The following is a 21853-nucleotide window of genomic DNA, read 5'->3' as shown; positions in this document are numbered from 1 at the left end:
TCAGCGGCCCGTCCGTTCACGCCATGCGTTGTACTTGGCGATGTTGTCTTCTTCGGTCCCCGGGTAGAGGCCGATGATCCCCGCGCCGCCCTTGACGGTTTCCAGCACGAAGGCTTCGTAGGATTCCATGTCGGTGCATTCGTCGGCGATCTCGTCGGCCAGGTGCGCCGGGATGATCATCACGCCGTCGCCGTCGCCCAGCACCACGTCGCCGGGAAACACCGGCGCGTCACCACAGGAAATCGGCACGTTGATGTCGATGGCCTCGTGGTGGGTCAGGTTGGTCGGGGCCGAGGGGCAGGCGAAATAGGCCGGCATGTCCAGCGCGCCGATGCCCGCGGCATCCCGCACCCCGCCGTCCGAGACGACACCCGCCGCGCCGCGTTCCTGCAGACGGGTGATCAGGATCGAACCGGCCGTGGCCGCGCGGGAATTCTTGCGCGCATCCATCACCAGGACATGGCCTTCGGGGCAGGTCTCGATGGCCACGCGCTGCTTGTGGTCGCGATTGCGGAAGACGGTGATCGGATTGCGGTCTTCGCGGGCGGGAATATAGCGCAGGGTGAAGGCCTGGCCGACCATGATGACCGGCTTGCGCTCGATCGGCGTGACGCCCTGCACGAACTGGCTGCGCAGGCCGCGCTTGTAAAGAGCTGTTGCAACCGAAGCGGTGGACACCGCCTTCAGCTTTTCCCGTGTCGCGTCGGACAAGATATATTCGCTCATACTCTCTTCCTGTCTGTCGGCCCCTGAAAGGCCATGAATGGTCCGGCCCGCGCCGATGGGGCGCGAGAGCGGGCGGATGGTGGTGATGGCTGCGCCCGTGGCGGGCGGTCCGGGATGTTTGGCCCGGTGTGTTTTGTCCGGGGGAACATGGCGCCGGGCGCGTGACGGCCTTCGGCAATCCGGGTCGATGTCAACGTTCGTGTCGCGTCGGGGTCTCCTCGGTCCCTCGGCGATGGCTGGTCAGATGACTACGACTCAGCGACCAATAAGTCAATAGTTGTAATTCAAAGGCGGCGCTGGATCGATGATATCGGTGGGCATTGGATTGTATTGGTAAATCAGTATTACAAATATGGGGCCGCAAGGGCCCATGCCCTGCCCGCGCGCCACGGGCAGGGCGGGGCGGTCAGCTGAAGAGCATGCCGCCGTTGATGTCGACATTGGCCCCGGTGATGAAGGCGCTGTCGTCCGAGGCCAGGAAGGCCACGGCATTGGCCACGTCGTCCGACGTGCCCTGGCGACGGACGGGGGCGTTGGCCTCCAGCGCCCGGCGGGCTTCGTCCTTGGTGAAGATGTTGTGGAAATCGGTGTCGATCATGCCCGGGCACAGCGCGTTGACGCGGATCTTCGGTCCCAGCTCCTTGGCCAACCCGCGCGTCAGGGTCATGATCGCGCCCTTCGATGCCGCATAGGCCCCGGCACCCGGCCCGCCGCCATCGCGCCCGGCCTGGCTGGCCATGTTCACGATGGTCCCGCTGTCCATGTGCTTGAGGCTTTCGTTGATCATCAGGAAGGTGCTGGTCAGGTTCAGGTCCATGACCGCCTGCCAATGGGCCAGGTCCATCTCGGCGATGGACTTGCGGGCGATCAGCCCCCCGGAATTGTTGACCAGGATGTGCAGCCCGCCGAACCGCTCGACGGTGGCCTCGACCAGCGCGGCCACCTGTGCGGGGTCCTTCAGGTCGCCCTGCATGGCAAAGGCATCGCCGCCGGCGTCCTTGATCCGCGCGACCACGCCTTCGGCGCCCTCGGCAGAGGCAAAATAGTTGATCGCGACATTGGCGCCCTCGGCGGCCAGGCGCATGGCGCAGGCGGCGCCGATATCGCGGCCGCCACCGGTGACGATGGCGGTCTGTCCCTTGAGTTTCATCTGGTTTCCTTTCGTTCAGGTCATGCACCGGCAGGGTGGCGGGCGCAGAGGGAGGAGTATCCCGCGCCCGCCGGTCATGCCGGCCGGCTCAGCCAAGCCAACAGGCATTCGAAGCTGGTGTGAGGGGAGCGGGCATGGCTCTGCGCGCGATGCGATGCGGGTGTCCGCGCCGGTCTGCGGTCATGTCCTCTCCTCCCCCTGGATGCCGGCGCTCCCGCCGGCGATCGGGGGGCAAGGTGGCCGGTTTCGGGCGGCGCGTCAATACTTGTATCCAAGATAGAATACAAATAGGATGCATCATGATCAAAGGATCAGGTTGCCGGGTGCGGCCAATTGGGACGCCGCGCTCTGGTCTGGGGTGAATTTGGCGGGCTATATGACAATGGTCGCAGGGGGATGATCATGGGCAAGACCGCAGCTCTTCGAGAGGAACGCCGCAGCAGTGTCGACGACATTGTCGATTACCTCTATCGCGAGATCACCACGCTGCGGCTGTTGCCGGGCACCCGCATTTCCGAAACCGACATTGCCGCGCGCTTTGGCGTGTCGCGCCAGCCGGTGCGCGATGCCTTCCGCCGGCTGGAAAGCATGGACCTGATCCTGGTGCGGCCCAAGAAGGCGACCGAGGTCAAGAAATTCTCGGCCAAGGCCATCGAGAAAAGCCGGTTCGTGCGGGCTGCGGTCGAGGCTGCGGCTTTGCGCAAGGCGGCGGAACATATTGATAGGGCAGGGGGATTCCAGCTGGACGCCTGTATTGCCCTGCAGCACAAGGCGCTGGCGGAAAACGATCACGCGGGTTTCGGACGGCTGGATTATGACTTCCACAAGGCCATCTGCGACATCGGGCGCGTACCTTACGCCTTTGACGTGATCCGCACCGAGAAGGAAAAGGTCGACCGGCTGTGCGTGTTGGGCTTGGCCAAGGAGCAGCGCATGCCCGAGCTGATCGCCGATCACGAGGCAATCGCCGCAGCGCTGAAGGATGGCGATGCCGAGCGGGCCGTGGCGGCCGGCATGCTGCACCTGACCCGGCTGGACGAGACCATCGCGGCGATCCGCATCAACAGCGCGGCCTATTTCGACGACGAAGACGGCTGACCCGAAAGGCCTTGGCGACCGGTTCTGCCCCGCGCGTTTCGCGCGGGGTTTTCTTTTTGCGGCGCCGCGTGTGAATTTTTACTTGTATGCAAGATGGAATACTAGCATGGTGCCGGGTGACCGGAGCGGCCCGGAGGATGTGTCGCCCGGTTTCATGCCAATCAGGGAGGATCTGCATGACCATTTTCACTCGCATCACCCGCACCACCGCCGTCGCGGCCATGGGTCTTGGCCTGGCCACGGGCGCACAGGCGTTGGACCTGCGCGGCTGGAACATCCATGTCGAGGACTACCCCGTGTCCATCGCGATGGAGAGCTTCATCGACGAGGTGTCCGACAAGACCGGCGGCGAGGTGACAGGCAAGGTTTATCACAACGGGGTGCTGGGCTCGCAGCCCGATGCCATCGAGCAGATGCGCCTGGGCGTTCTGGATTTCGGCGAATTCAGCCTCGGGCCCATGGGCCAGGCCGTGCCCGAGACCAATGTGGTGTCGCTGCCCTTTATCTTTGCCTCGGTGCCCGACATGTACCGGCTGATGGATGGCGCCGTGGGTGAGGCCATCGGCGAGGGCATGCGGGCCAAGGGTATCCAGCCGCTGGGCTGGTATGCCGCCGGCGCGCGCAGCTTCTACAACTCGGTCCGGCCGATCAACACGCCGGCCGATGTCGACGGGTTGAAGGTGCGGGTCATGTCCAACGACCTCTTCGTCAAGATGATCGAGGCGATGGACGGCAACGCCACGCCGATGGCCTTTGCCGAGGTCTACCAGTCGCTCAAGACGGGCGTGGTCGACGGGGCCGAGAACAACCCGCCGTCCTATGAATCGACCAACCATTTCGAGGTGGCCAAGTATTACTCGCTGACCGAGCACCTGATCATCCCGGAATGCCTGTGCATGAGCCTGAAGACCTGGGAGAAGCTGACGCCCGAGCAGCAGGACATCGTCATGACCGCCGGCCGCGCCAGCGCCGAGCTGCAGCGCGAGCTCTGGGCTGAACGCGAAGCGGCCAGCCTGGAAACGGTCAAGGCCGGTGGCACCGAGGTCAATACCGTGGCCGACAAGGCGCCGTTCCAGCAGGCGATGACCCCGGTCTACGAAGCCTTCCTGGCCGACAACCCGGATCTGTCCGACCTGGTCGAGTTGATCCGCTCGGCCGAGTGATCGACCCGATCCGCGTGGCCGGGTGCCCGGGCTGCCCCGCAAGGTCGGGCGCCCGGGCTGATCCCCACCGCCGGGCGCCCGGTCCGACCCGCACCGCCGAACCTTCGGTTTGATCCACAGCGCCGAGCCTTCGGCGACGGGCAGGGTCCGCCCACCGAGGCCCTGCCCGAACCCTTCACAAGAGCATCCCCATGACGACCGATAGCCCGCCCCTTGTCCGGTGGATCGAGCAGGCGCTCGATCTTGTCCGGTCTCTCTGCCTGCTCGTTGCCTCCCTTGCCCTGGTCCTGTTGATCGCGACCTTCGGCTGGCTGGTCTTCGGGCGTTACGTGCTGAACATCACGCCCACCTGGGTCGAACAGCTGGCCCTGCTGCTGATCTGCTACATCGCCTTCCTGGGTGCGGCGGCCGGGGTGCATGACGACACCCATATCGGCGTGACCCTGTTCCGCGACATGCTGCCCGACGGCGCGCAGAAGGTCGTGCTGATCGTCATCGACATCATGCTGGCCGCCTTCGGTGCGGTGATGCTGGTCGCGGGGATCACCCTGATGCGCTTTGGCTGGGACACGATGCTGCCCATGCTCAACCTGCCCGAAAGCGCGCGCACGGCCGCGATCACCTCGCTGGGCGGGCTGACCCTGCTGTTCGCCGGGCTGCGCGCCCTGCTGCGCCTGGTCCGGTTCCGGGCCTGGTCGGCCGATCCGGCGGAGGGTCTGTGATGGGTCTTGCAATTCTTCTGGGCGTTTTCGCCCTGGGCGTGATCATCGGTGCCCCGGTGGCCTTTGCCATGGGCATCGCCGCGGCCTGTGCCTTCTGGTTCGAAGGCTTCCCGATGCTGATCACCTTCCAGCGGGCCACCGCCGGGGTGTCGGTCTTCTCGTTGCTGGCCATCCCGTTCTTCATCTTCGCCGGCGAGATCATGCTGCATGGCGGCATCGCCCAACGGCTGGTCCGGCTGGCCTCGGCCCTGGTCGGCCATCTCAAGGGCGGGCTGGCCATGGTCAACATTTTCTCGTCCATGCTCTTCGGCGGCATCTCGGGTTCGGCCGTGGCCGATATCTCGGCGCTGGGATCGTTGCTGGTTCCGGTGATGAAGGAGCGCGGCTATCGCCCCGATTTCGCCGTCAACGTCACGGTCACCTCGTCGATTGCCGGCATCGTCATCCCGCCCAGCCACAACATGATCATCTTCGCGGTGGCCGCGGGTGGCGGCATTTCGGTGTCCAAGCTGTTCCTGGCCGGTGTCCTGCCCGGCGTGCTGATGTGCGTCAGCCTGGCCATCGCCGCCTGGATCCTGTCGATCCGTCACAATTACCCGGCCGAGCCCTTCCCGGGCTGGAAGGTCGTGGGCCAAGCGGCGCTGGATGCCGTGCCGGGCTTCATGACGGCCGTGATCATCGTCGGCGGCACCCTGTCGGGCATCTTCACGGTCACCGAATCCGGGGCCTTCGGCGCGCTCTATGCCTTGTTGCTGACCACCTTCTACTACCGCTCGCTGACCTGGGAGGGCTTTCGCATCGCCGTGGTGGGGGCCGTGCGCACGACGGCCATGGTGATGATCCTGATCGCCTTCGCCAGCTCTTTTGCCTATCTCCTGGCGCTGTACCAGGTGCCGGCGAAACTGTCGGGCCTGCTGGTGTCGATCTCGGAGAACCCGATCGTCATCCTGCTGATGATCAACGTGATCCTCCTGGTCCTGGGTATGATCATGGACATGGCCGCGCTGATCCTGATCTGCACGCCGATCTTCCTGCCCATTGCCACCGGGCTGGGCATGGACCCCACCCAATTCGGCATCATGATGCTGATCAACCTGGGGATCGGTCTGTGCACCCCGCCGGTCGGCACCTGCCTGTTTGTCGGTTGTGCCGTCGGGCGGATCAAGATCGAACAGGCGATGAAATCGATCTGGCCGTTCTACCTGGCCATCTTCGTGGCCCTGTTGCTGGTGACCTATGTGCCGGCCGTGTCGCTCTGGCTGCCCTCGGTGCTGCTGAACTGACCCGAACGCCCGGGCGGGTCCTTGCCGCCGGCCGTGGCCCCGGGCCATGGCCGGCGGTGTGCGTTTGGCGGGGCCGTCAGGCCAGCCCGTCGATGAACAGCTCGAAATGCCGCTTGGCCAGGACCGAGGCCAGCGCCGACGAGCTGTCGCGGGGCGAAATCAGCGCCAGCGTCAGGTCGGGCAGGGCGGCGCTGCGCAGGGGCAGGGCCGACAGCCCCGCGCCGGGGCCCTCAAAGGCCCCGGGACACACGGCGATCAGCCCGTGGCCGCATCCTTCGCGCACCAGCTGGCGCAGCAGGTCGAGGCTGTTCGAGGTCAGCAGCGGGGCCAGCTCGATCCCGGCCCGGGCGGCGGCAATGTCGAGCACGTCGCGCAGGTGGCTGGCCGCGTCGGGCACCAGGATCGGGCGGGAGAAGAACCGGTCCAGGGACATGCTGGCCCGGCCGTCCTCGGGCACCAGGGCCAGCACCTTGAAGCGGATCTCGCGCAGGACCGACACGCCGGGCAGGGGGCGCGGGCTGAAGGTCAGGCCGAAATCGGCCTCGCCCTCGATGACCATCTGGCGCACCCGGTCGGAGGCGGCCACCTCCACCGTTGTCGCGATGCGCGGATGTTCCCCCAGGAAGCTGCTCAGCGCCTGGGGCAACAGGCTGGTCACGGCCTCCTGCGGCACCGCGATGCGCACCTCGCCCCGGCGCAGGCCCTTGAGCTCTTCGATCTCGGACGCCGCGCTGCGCATGTCCTTCTGCCAGTTGCGCATGCGGTACATCAGCAATTCCCCGGCCGAGGTCAGTCGCATGCCGCGAGGGTGACGCTCGAACAGGGGAACGCCCAGTTCTTCCTCGGCCCGAAGCAGCTGCTTGTCGATGGCCGAGGGCGAAACGTTCAGCGCCTCGGCCGCGCGGCGGATCGATCCCAGCCGCGAGATTTCCTCCATGTAACTGAAGAAACGTGAGAAAAAGACTTTCTGCATGGCCGGCCCGCACTAGGTCGCAGTATCTGCCCCCTTCCTTTCAGAGCGTTGAGAAAAATTCAACGCTGCGTTGGATTCTTGGCGCTTGTAACACATCCGTGACAACCGCATTTTGCGCCGCAACGCAGCATCAGCCCCGGGAGCAGCGCCCTTGCGCCTCATTGCGCCAGAACGATACGACGTCGAGATCGCCGGAGAGCAGACCGCTCTGCCCATGCTTCAGCTCGACGACCAGCGCGCCATCGCCCTGCTGATGGACATCGACATGGGCCTGGCCTTTGGCGCCCGCGTGGGCCGTGCCCTGGCCGCCCGTTTTGCGGCGGCCAAGCCCGACATCGTCGTCGGCAGCGCCACGCTGGGCATCCCCGTGGCGATGGAGGTCTCGCGCCACCTCGGCCTGGATCGCTACCTGATCCTGCAGAAATCGCCGAAATTCCACCTGGCCGATGCGCTGGAAGAGCCGGTGCGCTCGATCACGTCGGACAAGCCCCAGCGCCTGATGCTGGACCGCCGCCAGATCCCGCTGTTGCAGGGCCGGCGCGTCGTGGTTGTCGATGACGTCATTGCCACCGGCGCCAGCATGGCCGCCGCGATGCGGCTGGTCCGGCGGGCCGGCGCGTCGATCATCGGCGTGGGCACCATCCTGACCGAAGGCATCGCCTGGCGCGAGGCCCTGGGCGACGACATCGCGCTGGTCGAACGGCTGGGCCGCATTCCGCGGTTCCGCGTGGTCGACGGCGCGGCCCGGGTCGATCCGCAGAGCCTGGAACCGGACATGTCCGCCGAGATGACCACCGACCTGGACCCCGATATGGCCGAGCCGGTCCGGGCCTGACCCTCGCCGCGCCATCCGACCGGGGGAGGCGGTCGGTTCGGCGTGCAACCCCTCCACCGCCGTGCCGGGCGCCATGCCCGGGCGGCCAATTCCGGAAGCGCCCGCGCCTTCCCAGACACCGCCCAACAACAGGGAAATCCAGATGACCACACAAACCCTCCCCAAGGACAGCGGATCGACGCTGTTCCCGCTTGTCCTGTCCATCGTCGCGGCCGCCGCCACCGGCGTGCTCTGGGCCTATGCCAACCCGATCCAGCTGGTGCCCGGCGTGATCCAGTGGCGCATCTTTGCCTTCCTGCCGCCGCTGGTCGGCATCCTGCTGGGCTGGAAAAGCGGTTTTCTCTGCGGCTATCTCGGCACCATCGTCTGGTCGCTGCTGGCCGGCACCTTCATCCCGGCCCATTCGCTGATCGTCGACGGCATCATGGTCGGCCTGACCGGCCTTGTCCCGGGGCTGCTGTTCAACCCGGCCACCACGACCTTTGACCGCTCGGCGCTGGTCCGTGTCGCGCTGGTCTGCCTGCTCGTCGGCCTGGTCATGGTTGCCGCCGTCTCGGCCAGCCTGGCCTTCCTGGGCATCTTCCCCTTCTGGTGGGCCGTGCTCTACCTGGGCCTGTCCGACATCGTGCCCATGCTGATCGGCACGCCGCTGCTGGTTGTCCCCGCGATCAAGATCCTGACCGCGGCCCATCCGGCCGGCTTCAAGCGCTTCTGATGCTTCTGAGCGCACATGAACTTGGGTTGGGGTTCGGCACGGCCGAGCCCCTCCTGCAGGATATCGAGCTGCACCTGGCCGAAGGGCAGCGCCTGCTGATCTGCGGGGCGACCGGCAGTGGCAAGACCACGCTGATGATGGCCCTGGCCGGGATCATTCCCCAGATTTCGCCCATTGCGCATCTTTCCGGCAGGGTTGCCCTGGATGGCCAGGATGTCACGGCCATGTCGCGCGACGACCTGTTTTTGCGCGTGGGCTACGTGGCGCAATCGGCCGAGGACCAGCTGTGGGACCTGTCGGTCGAGGATGTCATTGCCTTCCCGCTGGAAAACCGGGCCATGCCGCGCGACGAGATCCGCGCGCGGGTGCGGTTCCTGATGGAACATCTCGAACTGACCGAACTGGCCGGCCGCCGGGTGCTGAGCCTGTCGGGTGGTGAACGGCGCATGGTTGTCCTGGCCGCCGCCCTGGCCCCGCGGCCGCGGCTGCTGGTGCTTGACGAGCCGACGACCGGGCTGGACCCGGCTGCGCGCCAGCGGCTGTGCCGGGCGCTGCAACAGGCGGCCGAGGATGTCGCCGGGCTGATCGTGGCCGAACAGGATCCGGCGCATCTGGCGCCGATCATGGACAGCCTTTCGCTGATTTCGGGCGGGGCGTTGTCGCCGGCGGTGCCGCTGGCCCCGGCGCTGGACAGGCCCGCGCTCTGGCACGATGCCGGCCTGCTGGCCCCGCGCAAGGCGCCGGGCCGGCCCGCCCATCCCGCGCCGGGCAAGGAGCTGATGCGGATCGACGGGCTGCGCACGCGGCTGACCCGGGCGTCGGGCCGGCCGGTGCTGGACGGCGCCAGCCTGTCGCTGGGGGCCGGCGAGGTGCTGGGCATCATCGGCCGCAACGGGGCCGGGAAGTCGACGCTGATGAAATCCGCCCTGGGCCTGCTGCCCGTCGCGGCGGGCGAGATCACGCTGGACGGCCAGGCCGCGCAGGGCTGGACCACCGCCCGCCGGGCCCGCCACATTGCCTATGTGCCGCAATCCATGCGCCAGATCCTGTTCCACATGACCGTGCTCGAAGAGGTCGAATTCGCCGCTTCGATGGGGCAGGGCGACGGCAACAGCGCGGCCGTGCTGGCCCGGTACGGGCTGGAAGGCATGGGCGACAGCAATCCCTTTGCCCTGTCGGCCCGCCAGCAGGGCCAGCTGGGCCTGGCCTGCGCCGAGGCCTCGGGGGCCTCGATCGCCATCGTCGACGAGCCGCTTCTGGCCCGCGACCTTGAGGGGCGCAACCTGCTCGATACCTTCCTGGCCCGGATGACCGGCCAGGGCCGCGCGGTCATGCTGGTGTCGCATGACCTGGAACTGATCGATGACGTGGCCAGCCGCCTGGCGCTGGTCGGAGACGGGCATATCCTCTACGACGGCCCGGTCGCGCCGGGATGGGCCAGCCCGGCCTTTGCCGCGCTCGGCTGGCCGGCGCCCTATGCCCCCGCACGGGAGCCCGCCGCATGAGCCGCCTGCACGACCTCAATTTCTTTGCCAAGCTGGCCGCGGCCTTTGTCCTGATGACCGTGGCCTGGCTGGCGCCCGACTGGCGCCTGGGCGTGCCCTTTGCCCTGCTGATCCTGCTGTTGCTCTGGGCCGCGCGCGTGCCCAAGCTGGGCGGCTATTTCAAGGGCGCGGCGCTGCTGACCCTGATGGTCATCGTCAGCTGGCTGATCAACCTGACGCTGCAGGGCCTGTCCCTGGGCGAGGCCCTGGCCGTTGCCGCGCGCATGGCCGCCCGGCTGGTGGCCACCACGGCGCTGTTCTACTTCGTGATGGAAACCTCCAGCCCCGGGGCCATCCTGGCCGCCTGTTCGCGGGCCCGCCTGCCGGCCGTTCTGACGCTGGTGCTGTCGCTGCTCTTCGGCATCATCCCCATGCTGCGCGACGAATTCGAGCGCATCGCCGATGCGCAGCGGGCCCGGGGCATGGAAATCGACGACGTGAGCTTTGTGCGCAAGCTGCGCTTTGCCCTGGCCCGCGGCGTGCCGCTGCTGGTGCAGGCCATCCGAACGGCACATGCCATCAGCTTTTCGCTGACCCTTTACGGGTTCGACCTCTCCCGCAAGCGCACGACATGGCGCGAGGTCGGGATGATGGTCGAGCCAAGGATGACATGGAAGGACATGACCCGATGAAAGACCAGACCGCCCGGCAGACCTGGAATGTCGACGTCGAGGGCTTTGCCCTCGATCTGCCGATCGTGCCGATCAATCCCGAGTTTGCCATTTCGCTGATGATGGTCATCGACCTGGGCGTGAAGTTCGGCGAACATGTCGGCCAGGCCCTGGCCCGCAAGATCGCGCCGCTGAAACCGGATGTCATCGTCGGGCCGGCCACGCTGGGCATTCCCGTGGCCATCGAGGTCACCCGCGCGCTGGGGCTGGACAATTACGTCGTCCTGCAGAAATCGCCCAAGCTGCACCTGGCCGATGCGCTGGTCCAGACGCTGACATCGATCACGTCGAAGGGGGAGCAGCGCATCCTGCTGGACCGCGCGTCGATCCCGCTGATCGCCGGCAAGCGTGTCGTGGTCGTCGATGACGTGGTGGCCTCCGGCTCCAGCCTGAAGGGCGCGCTGGACCTGGTGCGCCAGGCCGGGGGCGATGTCGTGGGCTCGGGCGTGATCCTGACCGAGGCACAGGATTGGCGCGCGGCCCTGGGCGCAGATGGCGAAACGCTGGTGTCGCTGGCCCATATCCCGCAGTTCCGCCCCGATGCCGATGGCCGGTGGGTGCCGATCCCGGGCACCTGATCCGGCGGGCCGTGCGCCCTGACCAAAGCGCCCTGCGGCGGCCCTGACCGGGACCCGCCGCAGGGCGTGATCATCCGGCCCCGCCCCCCGTTGGCGGGGCCGCGCCGTTGAGAAACAGCGCCCAGGCCCGGTCGAACCACTCCGCCCGGGCCGCCGGCGCGGCCAGGGCCGTGCTTCCCATCAGCGCGTCATTGTTCGGCCCCAGCACCACCGCCGCCAGCAGCTGCGCCGCGGTAAAGCCGGGATCGGGCGCAACGATCTCGCCGGCGTCATGGGCGGCGGCGATGGCTTCGGTCAGCCGGTGGGTAAAGGCATCCTCCTGCACCAGCGGCCGCGTCCGCATGGCCTCGATGAAGGCCTCGCGCTTGAGCGCCAGCAACTCGGGGTCGAGATTGGCATCGAGGAACCAGCGCGCCAGGTGGCGCACCCGCTCCAGCGGGTCGGCCGGGCTGTCGGCATCCATCGTCTCGAACCAGGCGATGGTGCGGTCGCTTGCCGCCCGGGCCACGGCGGCGAACAGCTCTTCCTTGGTCGAGAACCGCCGATAGAGCGTGTCCTTGCCGATGCCGCAGGCCTCGATCACCTGTTCCATCGTCGTGGCCGCAAAGCCTTGGTCGATGAACAGCCGCCGCGCCGTGTCGACGATTTCGGCGGCCATCCGTTCCGAGGCCTGCTTGGTCGGGCGTCCACCGCGCCGGGGCTTGGTCGTTGTCATGCCTGTCCGGGTCTCCCAGATGAGTTTCGCCCAATGTGCCGGATTTTTGGCAGTCCAGGCAATGCGATAGATTATCCGATAAAAGTAGTCGAGAAATAACTGGACGGTAACGTCCCGTTTTGTTACCGCTGCGCCGAACGACAATACGGAGGGACGGGATGGTCCGGACGGCAACGGCGCTTGGCGCCCTGGTGGCGGTATTGGCCACGGGCGCGCAGGCGGATGACGAGGTCTTTCTCGGCACGATCGAGATCGGCGCGGACGTGGCGGACACGTCCAGTTCCTACGCCCTGCCCGAGATGCGCTCGGCGACCAAGACCGACACGCCGGTGGTCGAGACGCCGCAGGCGCTCACCGTGCTGACGCGCAAGCAGTTCGACGACCAGAACCCCCAGACCGTGGCCCAGGCCCTGCGCTATACCGCCGGCGTGCTGTCCGAGATCGACGCCTCGACGCGGTTCGATTCCGTCTTCCTGCGCGGCTTCGGAGGCTTTGGCACGTCGTCGCAATTCGTGTCCTTCCTCGACGGGCTGCGCCTGCCGCGTGGCCAGGCCTTTGCCCAGGCGGCCATCGATCCCTTCCTGCTCGACCGGGTCGACGTGCTGAAGGGCCCGTCCTCGCTGCTCTATGGCCAGACGAGCCCCGGCGGGCTGGTCAACCTGGTCACGCGCAGCCCCGACGGCACGACGGGCGGCGAGGCGCGGCTGCAATATGGCACCCATGACAGCATCCAGGCCGGGATCGAACAGCATGGCATCCTGGATGCCGACGGCCGGGTGCAATATTCGATCGCCGCCGTGGGCCGGCATGCCGACACGCGCTATGCCGATGTCGACGAGGCGCGCTACGGCATCGCGCCGACGATTGTCTGGCAGCCGACCGACCGCACGCGGCTGACCTTCGGGGGCTATTACCAGTCGGACCCGGAGGGCGGCTATTTCAACTCGATCTACCCGACCTTCCTGGCCCCTGGCTTTGCCGAGTATCTCGACCGCGACCTGAACGTCGGCGATCCGAATTTCGAATATTTCGAGCGCCGGCAATGGGGGCTGAAGGCCGGGCTGGAACATGGGTTCACGCCCAACCTGACGCTGCGCTCCAAGCTGCGCTATGCGACCGTCGATGCCGACATGCTGGGCATCCAGATGGCCGCGCCGCTGACCGCCACGGGCGAGCTTTATCGTGCGGCTGTGCAATCGGACGAAGAGGTCGCGGCCTTTGCCTGGGACACGAACCTGCAATATGACCTGTCGACCGGCGCCGTGGCCCACGAGATCCTGCTGGGTGCCGACGTGAACTGGAACCGCAGCGACTGGGAATACAATTTCGGCGCCGCCCCGACGCTGGACGTGACCAACCCGGTCTATGGCGGGGCCATCGGGCCCTTTGCGCCCTATGTCGACAGCCTGCAGACCACGCGCCAGGCCGGAGTATACATCAGCGACCAGCTGGCCTTCGGCAATTTCCGCGCCGTCCTGGGCGCCCGCCACGATTGGGTCGAGACCGAAAGCGAAGACCGGATCGGCGGGGCCACGACAACCCAGGACTCCGAGGCCACGACCTATCGCGCCGCGCTGCTCTATCATTTCGACAGCGGTGTCGCGCCCTATCTCAGCTATGCGACCTCGTTCCAGCCGACCATCGGCGTCGATGCCGCGGGCAATGCCTTTGTGCCGACCGAGGCCGAGCAATGGGAAGTGGGGATCAAGTACCAGCCGCCGGGGCTGGATGCGCTGTTCACCTTCGCCGCCTTCGACATTCGCCAGGAAAACGTGCTGACCCCCGGATCGGTGCCCGGTTTCTCGGTCCAGACCGGCGAGATCCGCTCGCGCGGGCTGGAATTCGAGGCGCGCGGCCAGTTGACGGCCAACCTGGAGGTCATCGGCGCGCTGACCCTGCTGGATACCAAGGTCACCCAGTCGACCAATGCGGCGATCATCGGCAACCGGCCCCAGGCGGTGCCCGACCATTTCGGCTCGCTCTGGCTGATGTACGGCTTTGACGGCGGGCTCAGCGGGCTGGAGCTGGGCGGCGGGGTGCGCTTTGTCGGCGCCAGCTTCGGGGACGATGCCAACACGGTGCAATCCGATGCCTATACGCTGGTCGACCTGGCCCTGCGCTATGAGTTGGACGCGATCAACCCGGTGTTCGACGGGCTGGAAGCCACGCTGAACGTGCGCAACCTGTTCGACGAGACCTATTATTCCAGCTGTTCCTACGATTTCTACTGCCAGTATGGCGAAGGCCGCACGGTGACGGTCGGGCTGCGCAAGACATGGTGACACGCCGGCACCTGCTGGCCGGCGGGGCGGCCGCGCTGGCCCTGCCGTCGGTCCTGCGCGCCCGGGGTGTCGAGACGCAGGACGTGCTGGGCCGGCCCGTCGTGCTGGACGACCGTCCGCAGCGCATCGTGCTGCTGGATGCGCCCGACGTGATTGCCATGTCGGCCCTGCTGCCCGATCCGCTGGCGCGGGTCGTGGGCTGGGCGGGGGCGCCGCGGCTGGATTTCGGCCCGCCGTCGCCGCTGAAACCGGCCGATATGCCCGAGGTCGGCAAGCTGTCGCCCGACACGCTGTCGGCCGAGGCGATCCTGGGCCTGGCCCCCGACCTGGTCGTGGCCAGCGCCTACATGCTGCCGCCGGGCGTGCCCTCGCCGCTGATGGACCACCTGGCCGCAGCCGGCATTCCCGTGGCCTGGACATCGGGCCATGACGCGGCGCTGCCACCCGAGACATCGCTGTCCCTGTCGATGGCCTTCTGGGGCGCCGTGCTGGGCCAGGAGGCCCGGGCAGCCGAGATCGCCGGTTTCGGCCTGTCACGCTTTGCTGCCGTGCGGGCCTGTGCCGAGGGCCCGCGACCGCGTTGTTACATGGAGATCATGTCGACCTATGACGAGTGTTGCTGGGCCGCCGGGCAGGCGTTCTGGGGGCCGCTGATCGACATGGCGGGCGGTACGCTGTTGGCCGGCGGCGATGGCTGGGGCGGCCAGCTGTCGCCCGAGAGCCTGGCTGCGCTGCAACCGCAGGTCTACGTGGCCACCGGCGGCAGCCATGCGCCCCAGCTGCAACCGGCCATCGGTCCGGGGCTGGACCCGGTCCAGGGGCGGGCCGGCCTGGCGCGGCTGGCCGCGCGGCCCGCCCTGCGCGAAACCCCGGCGGTCCGGTCGGGTCGGGTCCACGGGATCTGGTCGGGACTGATCACCTCGCCCCTGCTGGTGCCCATCCTGGCCGAATGCCTGGGCACCTGGCTTCGGCCCGGCCCCTGCGCGGAACTGTCCCCCCAGGCCACGCTCGACCGCCTCAACACCTACCTCTCTCACCCGCTGAACGGCCCCTTGTGGCTATCGCCAGATGAAGATTGATGTACGAGATAACCAGCCGGATCGCCTTTCCCGACGCCCTGTCCTATTTCCCTGCCATCCTCGATGCCCTGGCGGCGCACCAGCTGCCGGTGCGTCGCGACGGCCCGCGCCGGGCCCTGGCCGGGCCGGGCGGCGAGGTGGTGCTGGAGATCACGCAGGGCCGGCTTGACGTCATCATCCGCACCGATGACGCGCCGACGCTGAACTGGATGCGCTACGCGGTCACCGCGCTGATCGATTTCAACGCCCGGGACGCCGCGCCCCGGGTCGACTGGCAGGGTGATGCCCCGGGCGAGACACTGCCGCCGCAGCTGCAGATCCTGACCGTGCAGGAGACCGAACAGATCACCCCGCGGATGAAGCGCATCTGGTTCAGCGGCGCGGACGTGGCGCGCTATGACACGCTGGACCAGTTGCACAGCCGGTTGCTTCTGGGCCGGGCGCGCGGGGTGCCGCGCGACTGGCCGGTGATGAATGATGCCGGGCGGATGCGCTGGCCCGAGGGCGCGGCCACGCTGGACACGCGGGTCTATACGGTGCGGCGGGTCGATGCGCGGGCCGGGCGGCTGGCCGTCGATTTCCACCTGGGCGCCCATGCCGGCCCAGCCACGGCCTGGGCCCGGCAGGCCGCGCCTGGGGATGGCGCGGGGTTCATCGGGCCGGCGGCCCATGGGCTGGTGCCGGCCCGGTTCAACGTTTTTGCCGGGGATGAAACCGGCCTGCCGGGCATTGCCCGCTGCCTGGAACACCTGCCGCCCGACACCCGGGGCGCGGCGCTGATCGAGGTCGACGGACCGGCGGATCACCAGCCCCTGGCCGCCCCGCCGGGCGTGGCCCTGCACTGGCTGCACCGCAACGGGGCCGCACCGGGCACCAGCGACGTGCTGGCCCGGGCGCTTGGCGGGATCGACTGGCCAGACGATCCGGCCGACAGCGCCTTTTGGTGCGGGACCGAATACGCGGGCTTTCGGGCCATGCGCCGACAGGTCCGCGCCCTGGGCCTGGCCCCGGACCGCATCGTGGCCTTTGCCCATTGGCGCCGGGGCATGTCAGAGCCCGAGATCGCAACCGCCGGCAGCAGCGCGATCCGGGACTGATGGGGCCGGGCGGAGGCGCGCCCCTTTTGCGCGTCCCTTCGGTGATTTCGCAGCTGACAGGTATATGGGTCTTGCTCTGGACGAAGGATGCGCGGTGGTTGACCGGTCCGGCTGCATGGACGTCAGCGGCCTTCAGTCTTGCCAGGTTGCCGTCCCGCAATTTGCAGACGATCGCGAGGGTGAAGAGCGCCAGCTCTCGTGTCTTCTGAGCAGTCTCGACGCGAACCGAGATCGACCAAACGTGTTTCGGTGCAAGCGCACGCGTCTGGCCGGCGATGCGCCCCTTGTTCCAAGCAGGACGGCATGCACGACTGGCAGGCAGCTTTGTCGTTGGCATAATGGGGCCTTCGATTCACGACGCCCACCACATCGTCGGCGGTTTGCCGATACCCGATCACACCACGCTCGCCGCGCTTCAGGGCGGCCACGTCGGGCAAAACCTGCCGCATGGCTGCTGGGAACCCATGGCGAAAGCGCCGCTTTCTCGCGGCACGCGCATGCACCGGAACGGCTGCCACGTTGCGGCAGGCCCTCGTGCAGCACCGCAGCCCTGGCTCTGCTCGCTCGAAGGTAGCGCCGCGAATCTCTGAGGAGCGGTGGCTGCATTGCGGACATGAAACGATCCGACATCCGGATCAGGTGGGGGCACCTTTCGGCGTGTTGTCGCCGCGCAGAGAGCCGTCCGGCTGCTCACATATGCGGTATGCAACGGCACACGGTTGACCGGCGGCACGCTGCCGCATAGGTCGCGCCCCAGGGAGGCAGACTACGAAAGGCTTCCCCATGCCGAGATCCTCGACATCCCCAAAAACCCGCGGCCTCACCCGGCGACAGCTCCTTGGCACTGCAGTTGCAGCCGGCGCTGTCTCGGCATTTACCCCGATCCGCGGTTTGGCGCAGGCCACCGCCCATCAGGTCGACGCCCTGCTCATCGGCGGCGGGATCATGAGCGCGACGCTGGGGGTGTTCCTCAAGGAACTGGAGCCCGGCTGGAATATCGAGTTGATCGAGCGCCTCGACAGCGTTGCCGAGGAAAGCTCCAACGGCTGGAACAACGCCGGCACCGGCCACTCGGCGCTTTGTGAGCTCAACTACACGCCCGAAACCGATACCGGCGAGATCGACATCACCAAGGCGCTGTCGATCAACGAGCAATGGCAGATCACGCGCCAGTTCTTTGCCCACCAGGTCCGTCGCGGCGTGCTGCAGGACCCGAGCAGCTTCATCAATTCCACCCCGCACATGTCCTTCGTCTGGGGTGACGAGAACATCGAATACCTGCGCAAGCGCCATGCGGCATTGCAGAAAAGCCCGCTTTTCGCGGGCATGAAGTTCTCGACCGATCATGACGAGATCAAGGAATGGACCCCGCTGATGATGCAGGGCCACAACATGGAAGAGAAGGTCGCCGCAACCTGGTCGCAGCTCGGCACCGACATGAATTACGGCGAGGTTACGCGCCAATATGCCGAGCACCTGAACGAGATGGATGGCTTTACCACGACGACCGGCCGCGAGGTGACGTCGATGGAGCGCATGGCAGATGGCGGCTGGCGCGTGTTCCACGAGCCCACCGGCGGCGGCCGGGAAGAGGCGATCGAGGCCCGCTTTGTGTTCATCGGTGCCGGAGGCGCTGCTCTGCCCCTGCTTCAGGAATCCGGAATTCCCGAGGCCGACGCATACGGCGGCTTCCCGGTGGGCGGCGCCTTCCTCATCTGCGAGAACCCGGATGTGGTCGGCCGCCACGCGGTGAAGGCCTATGGCAAGGCCGCGACCGGCAACCCGCCGATGTCCGTGCCGCATCTCGACCGCCGCTTCCTGGACGGCAAGGAAACCCTGCTTTTCGGTCCCTTCGCGACCTTCTCGACAAAGTTCCTCAAGCAGGGTTCGCTGTGGGATCTGCCCGCGTCGGTCACGCTCGACAACATCGTGCCGATGCTTCAGGTCGGCTGGAACGAGTTCGAGCTGGTGGAATACCTCGCCGGCCAGCTGATGCAGTCGAACGACGACCGCATGGAACAGCTGCGCGCCTATGTGCCCGATGCCAAGGATGAAGACTGGCGCTTCTGGAAGGCCGGGCAGCGGGTCCAGATCATCAAGAAGACCGAAGACGGTGGCCAGCTGAAGCTCGGCACCGAGATCGTCGCCTCGGAAGACAATTCCATCGCGGCCCTGCTTGGCGCGTCGCCGGGCGCCTCGACCGCGGCCCCGATCATGCTGAACCTGATGGAGAAGGTCTTTCCCGAAAAGGTCGCGGGCGCGTGGGCCGACAAGCTGCGCACCATCGTCCCGAGCTATGGCACCAAGCTCAATGACAACCCGGACGCGCTCGAACGGGAATGGCGGGAGACTGCCGAAGTCCTGGAGTTGGCATTGCCGATGCCCACGGTCGATCGCGCGCTGATCGGTGATACCGCCGTCGATGGCAACGTCCAGAACGTCCCGGACATGGCGCTTTGAGCCATTGAGACCAAGGCTGCCCCGGACCTCCGGGGTGGCCATTCAATCAGGATGAAAGGACCGCGTGCCATCCTGATTGAAATGTGCGTCTTTTCCAGGGCATCTTTGCGGTTGCATGCAATGTGCTGCACCGCGGCATCCTCTGGATCTCTCCGCACGGCACGGAGACGCGCCTGTGGAATTTCCGGGCTCTCTCCTCCCTGAGCCCTGTGTTTCGGCGGCGTACCCACTTCTCTTCCCTGGGTGTGACCTGTTCCCCTTAAAGCTCGCACTTATAGGTTAGCTCTGTTCAGGTTTTGGTCCTGTACTGACCGTTGGTGATAATCCCATGGGGTGAGCCCGTCGAGGCTCGTGTGTGGGCGGTGAAGGTTGTAGTCGTTGCGCTAGGCCGCGACGAGCTCTCGGGCATGACGCAGGTTTTCAAACAGGTGCTCGTTCAGGCACTCGTCTCGCAGGCGGCCGTTGAAGCTTTCCACGAAGCCATTCTGCATGGATTTTCCCGGCGCGATGTAGTGCCACTCGACCTTCCGGTCTTCCTGCCATTTTAGAATGGCGTTTGATGTCAGCTCCGTGCCCCCTCGCGGCAGATTTGCTTTGCAAATCGCCTGCCGGGCAGTGGTTATCGCTGACCACCATTCAGGGATAGCCCCGCAGCCGGACGATGTTATCGAGCTCACGACTAACTTGGAGTGAACAGCCTCGTGTATCGTGGACGTCTTCTTTGCTAATTTTGAGGCAAGGAGGCCATGATGAGCAGCACCAAGTTCAGCGACGATTTCAAGCGAGACGCCGTCGCGCAGATCACGGAGAGGGGCTACCCAGTCAGGGAGGTGGCTGAGCGTCTGGGCGTGAGCCAATACTCGCTCTACTCCTGGAAGCAGAAGTTCGCGAAGGCGTCATCTGGTGACGCTGAGAAAGAGGCAGAGATCCGTCGGCTCAAGCGCGCGCTCCTGGGAGTGACGGAGGAGCGGGATATCTTAAAAAAGGGCGAGGCTTGTCCGGTCGCCAGCGTCGCGCCATCGGTTCGAGAGACGATGGCGACGGTCCGAGAACAATGCCGAGCGCGTATTTCGCAAGGGATGCAAAGTGAGTGGAGCCATTGAGGCGCCATTGGTTCTGTCCCCCGTCAGCGCCCCTGGGACATCTGAGTTGACTTTGTAACGGAGGGTTTCTGGCTCATCGTAACCACCAAGGAGTGGAGATGAGACAGAAACCCGGAACAGCGAAGCCGACGGCGGCTTTTTCTCGTCACCAACTTGGTAACGGTCCGAGATGACAAGATGGTAAGCATCGGGAGAGAAAATTCTCTCTAGAGCGGCCAGAGATCCGATCTCCTGAAGACCGATAATGTCGGCATCAAGCTCTTTGGCTACGGCCTCAAGCCTTTCATAGTCTACATCTTCGCGCGGTAGGGAGCCTTCACGAAGCGGAACGCCCGTCTCGTGATGTAGATTTGCGATGTTCCATGAGGCGAATGTGAAGTCTTCCGCGGCAGCTGGCCATGCACCGGCCAGAAACGCACCTAGGACCCCGGGCATCAAGCGAATACTCATCTTACTATTCTTCCTTCTCACTTGTGGTCACCCGCCAAAACATTGAAGCATCGCACAGGTTTCCCATTTGTTGCCGGAACCTTTCGAAGGCGGCTTCATTCCCCAGGAGGTCGGCGTCCGTGTATGCACGTGCGCAATGCGCTCGGATATCCCTATGATCTTCGGGCTTGGCCCGATATTGGGAGCCGGACGCGTAACCTATGAGCAACGCAATCGAAAGCGCAGCGGCGCCAAAGGAAGCAATTATTCCGCGCGACTGGTCCACACCGAAAAGGTAGACTCCGACGACACCCAACAGCCCAAGAAATGCAGGGATAACATCGCCAACAGCCGAAGCCCGGCTCATACCTCCCGCAAACCCCGCACAGGCCCCCACGAGGGCCAGTGCAAGTAGGAGCGGACCGACGGTTCGCCAGGATTCGCGCTGAAATGCCAACGCCCCCAGAAACGGAAGCAAGAATCCGACACCGGCCGAAACGAAGAAATACCCCGCAATCGATCCAACGAAGCTCATTGTGTTAGTGCCCCGCCGCCCACGATCAAGCCATCGATTGCCGCATCGGCATCGATGACCGAGCCAGGAGAAAGCAGGTAGGCGGTATTCGGATCGATCAAAGTGCGATTGCGCGTCAGAAAGTCGGCCAAGTCGGACTGGAGCTCGGGCGATCCTGGGGAAACGGTAAGCGCACCATTTTGGATGACCCCGAAAGATCGATTGAAATCAACATAGCTGTCCGTGAAAGGTGCGACTGGTTTGAAAATTGGATCGGGTGGATTGCCTGGAGGGCTTCCACCCGATCCAGGGCCAATGCATTCGAACAACGGGTTGGGGCACTCGGCGAGGTCCTGGGCGGACGCTTGGAAGATGGTCATGCATGAAAGCAGTAAACTCGTGTGGCAAAGCCGAAATAGTTGCATGAAATTGCTCCAAAATGTGACTGGTTTCGGGTTCAATCGCAGTGTGGCAATGTGGTTCAACTATAAGGCGATTCTCGGTTCGCGATAGCCTCGTTATTTATTGTCACCTCAGCCAATCTCGGGGTCGTCTGAACCTCACTTCGTCGAAAGCCATTTTTGAAGAGTGAGTTCACGGTCTGCATGTCCGAAATATGTAGCAAACTTCGGACTCGCTTGTGTCCGAAATATGCGGTAATCTTCGGACATGGCGGATGCTAGATCACATGCTGCTTTGCCGACTCAGATCCTCGA

Annotated in this window: 19 protein-coding genes and 2 pseudogenes; 14 read left to right on the top strand and 7 right to left on the bottom strand. The window is 65.8% G+C overall.

The window, feature by feature from the left end; translation table 11 throughout:
* Together ACK3BB_RS24630 and ACK3BB_RS24625 are read right to left on the bottom strand one after the other, a co-directional pair.
* Positions 1-726 carry a ribonuclease activity regulator RraA gene (locus ACK3BB_RS24630; protein ID WP_428929499.1) on the bottom strand — a complete coding sequence of 242 codons (726 nt, stop codon included), beginning with the start codon at positions 724-726 and terminating at the stop codon, positions 1-3.
* Positions 727-1132: 406 nt separating this feature from the next.
* Complete coding sequence (locus ACK3BB_RS24625) at positions 1133-1876, bottom strand: SDR family NAD(P)-dependent oxidoreductase (RefSeq protein ID WP_428929498.1); 744 nt, start codon at positions 1874-1876, stop codon at positions 1133-1135.
* 402 nt (positions 1877-2278) lie between these two features.
* Between ACK3BB_RS24625 and ACK3BB_RS24620 the strand changes: the two genes are divergently transcribed.
* From ACK3BB_RS24620 to ACK3BB_RS24605, 4 genes are all read left to right on the top strand, one after another.
* Positions 2279-2974 (top strand): GntR family transcriptional regulator, encoded by a 696-nt coding sequence (locus ACK3BB_RS24620; protein WP_428929497.1) that lies wholly within the window; start codon positions 2279-2281, stop codon positions 2972-2974.
* Positions 2975-3150: 176 nt separating this feature from the next.
* Positions 3151-4137: a TRAP transporter substrate-binding protein gene (locus ACK3BB_RS24615; RefSeq protein WP_428929496.1), complete on the top strand. Its 987-nt coding sequence runs from the start codon at positions 3151-3153 to the stop codon at positions 4135-4137.
* 191 nt (positions 4138-4328) lie between these two features.
* The gene (locus ACK3BB_RS24610) at positions 4329-4859 is read left to right on the top strand and encodes a TRAP transporter small permease (protein WP_428929495.1); all 531 of its coding nucleotides are present in this window, start codon (positions 4329-4331) and stop codon (positions 4857-4859) included.
* Entirely contained in the window at positions 4859-6142 is a 1284-nt protein-coding gene (locus ACK3BB_RS24605) for a TRAP transporter large permease (protein ID WP_428929494.1), read from the top strand. The genes ACK3BB_RS24610 and ACK3BB_RS24605 overlap by 1 nt, the downstream gene beginning before the upstream one ends.
* Positions 6143-6218: 76 nt before the next feature.
* Here the strand turns inward: ACK3BB_RS24605 and ACK3BB_RS24600 are convergent, their stop codons facing one another.
* Entirely contained in the window at positions 6219-7115 is an 897-nt protein-coding gene (locus ACK3BB_RS24600) for a LysR family transcriptional regulator (protein WP_428929493.1), read from the bottom strand.
* 151 nt (positions 7116-7266) lie between these two features.
* Here ACK3BB_RS24600 and ACK3BB_RS24595 point away from each other — a divergent pair, with 151 nt between their 5' ends.
* The 5 genes from ACK3BB_RS24595 to ACK3BB_RS24575 all read left to right on the top strand — a co-directional run bounded on the left by ACK3BB_RS24595 (position 7267) and on the right by ACK3BB_RS24575 (position 11458).
* Complete coding sequence (locus ACK3BB_RS24595; RefSeq protein WP_428929492.1) at positions 7267-7950, top strand: phosphoribosyltransferase family protein; 684 nt, start codon at positions 7267-7269, stop codon at positions 7948-7950.
* Between the two features lie 142 nt (positions 7951-8092).
* Complete coding sequence (locus ACK3BB_RS24590; RefSeq protein ID WP_428929491.1) at positions 8093-8665, top strand: aminotriazole resistance protein; 573 nt, start codon at positions 8093-8095, stop codon at positions 8663-8665.
* Positions 8665-10170 (top strand): ABC transporter ATP-binding protein, encoded by a 1506-nt coding sequence (locus ACK3BB_RS24585; RefSeq protein ID WP_428929490.1) that lies wholly within the window; start codon positions 8665-8667, stop codon positions 10168-10170. The genes ACK3BB_RS24590 and ACK3BB_RS24585 overlap by 1 nt, the downstream gene beginning before the upstream one ends.
* Positions 10167-10841, top strand: coding sequence for an energy-coupling factor transporter transmembrane component T family protein (locus ACK3BB_RS24580; RefSeq protein ID WP_428929489.1), 675 nt, complete (start codon positions 10167-10169; stop codon positions 10839-10841). The genes ACK3BB_RS24585 and ACK3BB_RS24580 overlap by 4 nt, the downstream gene beginning before the upstream one ends.
* Positions 10838-11458 carry a phosphoribosyltransferase family protein gene (locus ACK3BB_RS24575; protein WP_428929488.1) on the top strand — a complete coding sequence of 207 codons (621 nt, stop codon included), beginning with the start codon at positions 10838-10840 and terminating at the stop codon, positions 11456-11458. Before ACK3BB_RS24580 ends, ACK3BB_RS24575 begins: the two co-directional genes overlap by 4 nt.
* A gap of 70 nt (positions 11459-11528) precedes the next feature.
* On the opposite strand, the gene ACK3BB_RS24570 is transcribed toward ACK3BB_RS24575, so the two are convergent.
* On the bottom strand, positions 11529-12173 hold the full coding sequence (locus ACK3BB_RS24570; RefSeq protein ID WP_428929487.1) for a TetR/AcrR family transcriptional regulator: 645 nt from the start codon (positions 12171-12173) through the stop codon (positions 11529-11531).
* A gap of 158 nt (positions 12174-12331) precedes the next feature.
* Here ACK3BB_RS24570 and ACK3BB_RS24565 point away from each other — a divergent pair, with 158 nt between their 5' ends.
* The 4 genes from ACK3BB_RS24565 (at position 12332) to mqo (ending at position 19091) form a co-directional block, all read left to right on the top strand.
* Complete coding sequence (locus ACK3BB_RS24565) at positions 12332-14455, top strand: TonB-dependent siderophore receptor (protein WP_428929486.1); 2124 nt, start codon at positions 12332-12334, stop codon at positions 14453-14455.
* Complete coding sequence (locus ACK3BB_RS24560; RefSeq protein WP_428929485.1) at positions 14449-15534, top strand: ABC transporter substrate-binding protein; 1086 nt, start codon at positions 14449-14451, stop codon at positions 15532-15534. The genes ACK3BB_RS24565 and ACK3BB_RS24560 overlap by 7 nt, the downstream gene beginning before the upstream one ends.
* Positions 15534-16631 (top strand): siderophore-interacting protein, encoded by a 1098-nt coding sequence (locus tag ACK3BB_RS24555; protein WP_428929484.1) that lies wholly within the window; start codon positions 15534-15536, stop codon positions 16629-16631. The genes ACK3BB_RS24560 and ACK3BB_RS24555 overlap by 1 nt, the downstream gene beginning before the upstream one ends.
* Positions 16632-17414: 783 nt before the next feature.
* On the top strand, positions 17415-19091 hold the full coding sequence (mqo, locus tag ACK3BB_RS24550; RefSeq protein WP_428929483.1) for a malate dehydrogenase (quinone): 1677 nt from the start codon (positions 17415-17417) through the stop codon (positions 19089-19091).
* Positions 19092-19363: 272 nt separating this feature from the next.
* On the opposite strand, the pseudogene ACK3BB_RS24545 reads toward mqo, so the two are convergent.
* Positions 19364-19805, bottom strand: a pseudogene (locus ACK3BB_RS24545) (integrase core domain-containing protein); the annotation flags it as partial.
* A 32-nt stretch (positions 19806-19837) separates the two neighbouring features.
* Between ACK3BB_RS24545 and ACK3BB_RS24540 the strand changes: the two are divergent.
* Positions 19838-20198 (top strand): annotated as a pseudogene (locus ACK3BB_RS24540) (transposase); the annotation flags it as partial.
* Between the two features lie 450 nt (positions 20199-20648).
* Here ACK3BB_RS24540 and ACK3BB_RS24535 read toward each other — a convergent pair.
* A complete protein-coding gene (locus ACK3BB_RS24535; RefSeq protein ID WP_428929482.1) occupies positions 20649-21158 on the bottom strand; it encodes a hypothetical protein in 510 nt (169 codons plus the stop codon).
* A complete protein-coding gene (locus ACK3BB_RS24530) occupies positions 21155-21562 on the bottom strand; it encodes a hypothetical protein (RefSeq protein WP_428929481.1) in 408 nt (135 codons plus the stop codon). The genes ACK3BB_RS24535 and ACK3BB_RS24530 overlap by 4 nt, the downstream gene beginning before the upstream one ends.
* Positions 21563-21853: the final 291 nt, after the last annotated feature.

The sequence above is a fragment of the Marinibacterium sp. SX1 genome, assembly GCF_050389775.1.
Lineage (GTDB): Bacteria > Pseudomonadota > Alphaproteobacteria > Rhodobacterales > Rhodobacteraceae > Marinibacterium.
This window is presented reverse-complemented; position numbering and strand designations above follow the sequence as displayed.

What these genes read in the sequence shown, in the direction of transcription:
- ACK3BB_RS24555 (WP_428929484.1), top strand. Translation starts at nt 15,534, where the DNA reads ATGTACGAGATAACCAGCCGGATCGCCTTTCCCGACGCCCTGTCCTAT.
- ACK3BB_RS24625 (WP_428929498.1), bottom strand. Translation starts at nt 1,876, where the DNA reads ATGAAACTCAAGGGACAGACCGCCATCGTCACCGGTGGCGGCCGCGAT.
- ACK3BB_RS24610 (WP_428929495.1), top strand. Translation starts at nt 4,329, where the DNA reads ATGACGACCGATAGCCCGCCCCTTGTCCGGTGGATCGAGCAGGCGCTC.
- ACK3BB_RS24580 (WP_428929489.1), top strand. Translation starts at nt 10,167, where the DNA reads ATGAGCCGCCTGCACGACCTCAATTTCTTTGCCAAGCTGGCCGCGGCC.
- ACK3BB_RS24570 (WP_428929487.1), bottom strand. Translation starts at nt 12,173, where the DNA reads ATGACAACGACCAAGCCCCGGCGCGGTGGACGCCCGACCAAGCAGGCC.
- mqo (WP_428929483.1), top strand. Translation starts at nt 17,415, where the DNA reads ATGCCGAGATCCTCGACATCCCCAAAAACCCGCGGCCTCACCCGGCGA.
- ACK3BB_RS24535 (WP_428929482.1), bottom strand. Translation starts at nt 21,158, where the DNA reads ATGAGCTTCGTTGGATCGATTGCGGGGTATTTCTTCGTTTCGGCCGGT.
- ACK3BB_RS24560 (WP_428929485.1), top strand. Translation starts at nt 14,449, where the DNA reads ATGGTGACACGCCGGCACCTGCTGGCCGGCGGGGCGGCCGCGCTGGCC.
- ACK3BB_RS24590 (WP_428929491.1), top strand. Translation starts at nt 8,093, where the DNA reads ATGACCACACAAACCCTCCCCAAGGACAGCGGATCGACGCTGTTCCCG.
- ACK3BB_RS24630 (WP_428929499.1), bottom strand. Translation starts at nt 726, where the DNA reads ATGAGCGAATATATCTTGTCCGACGCGACACGGGAAAAGCTGAAGGCG.
- ACK3BB_RS24585 (WP_428929490.1), top strand. Translation starts at nt 8,665, where the DNA reads ATGCTTCTGAGCGCACATGAACTTGGGTTGGGGTTCGGCACGGCCGAG.
- ACK3BB_RS24565 (WP_428929486.1), top strand. Translation starts at nt 12,332, where the DNA reads ATGGTCCGGACGGCAACGGCGCTTGGCGCCCTGGTGGCGGTATTGGCC.
- ACK3BB_RS24600 (WP_428929493.1), bottom strand. Translation starts at nt 7,115, where the DNA reads ATGCAGAAAGTCTTTTTCTCACGTTTCTTCAGTTACATGGAGGAAATC.
- ACK3BB_RS24605 (WP_428929494.1), top strand. Translation starts at nt 4,859, where the DNA reads ATGGGTCTTGCAATTCTTCTGGGCGTTTTCGCCCTGGGCGTGATCATC.
- ACK3BB_RS24615 (WP_428929496.1), top strand. Translation starts at nt 3,151, where the DNA reads ATGACCATTTTCACTCGCATCACCCGCACCACCGCCGTCGCGGCCATG.
- ACK3BB_RS24530 (WP_428929481.1), bottom strand. Translation starts at nt 21,562, where the DNA reads ATGCAACTATTTCGGCTTTGCCACACGAGTTTACTGCTTTCATGCATG.
- ACK3BB_RS24620 (WP_428929497.1), top strand. Translation starts at nt 2,279, where the DNA reads ATGGGCAAGACCGCAGCTCTTCGAGAGGAACGCCGCAGCAGTGTCGAC.
- ACK3BB_RS24575 (WP_428929488.1), top strand. Translation starts at nt 10,838, where the DNA reads ATGAAAGACCAGACCGCCCGGCAGACCTGGAATGTCGACGTCGAGGGC.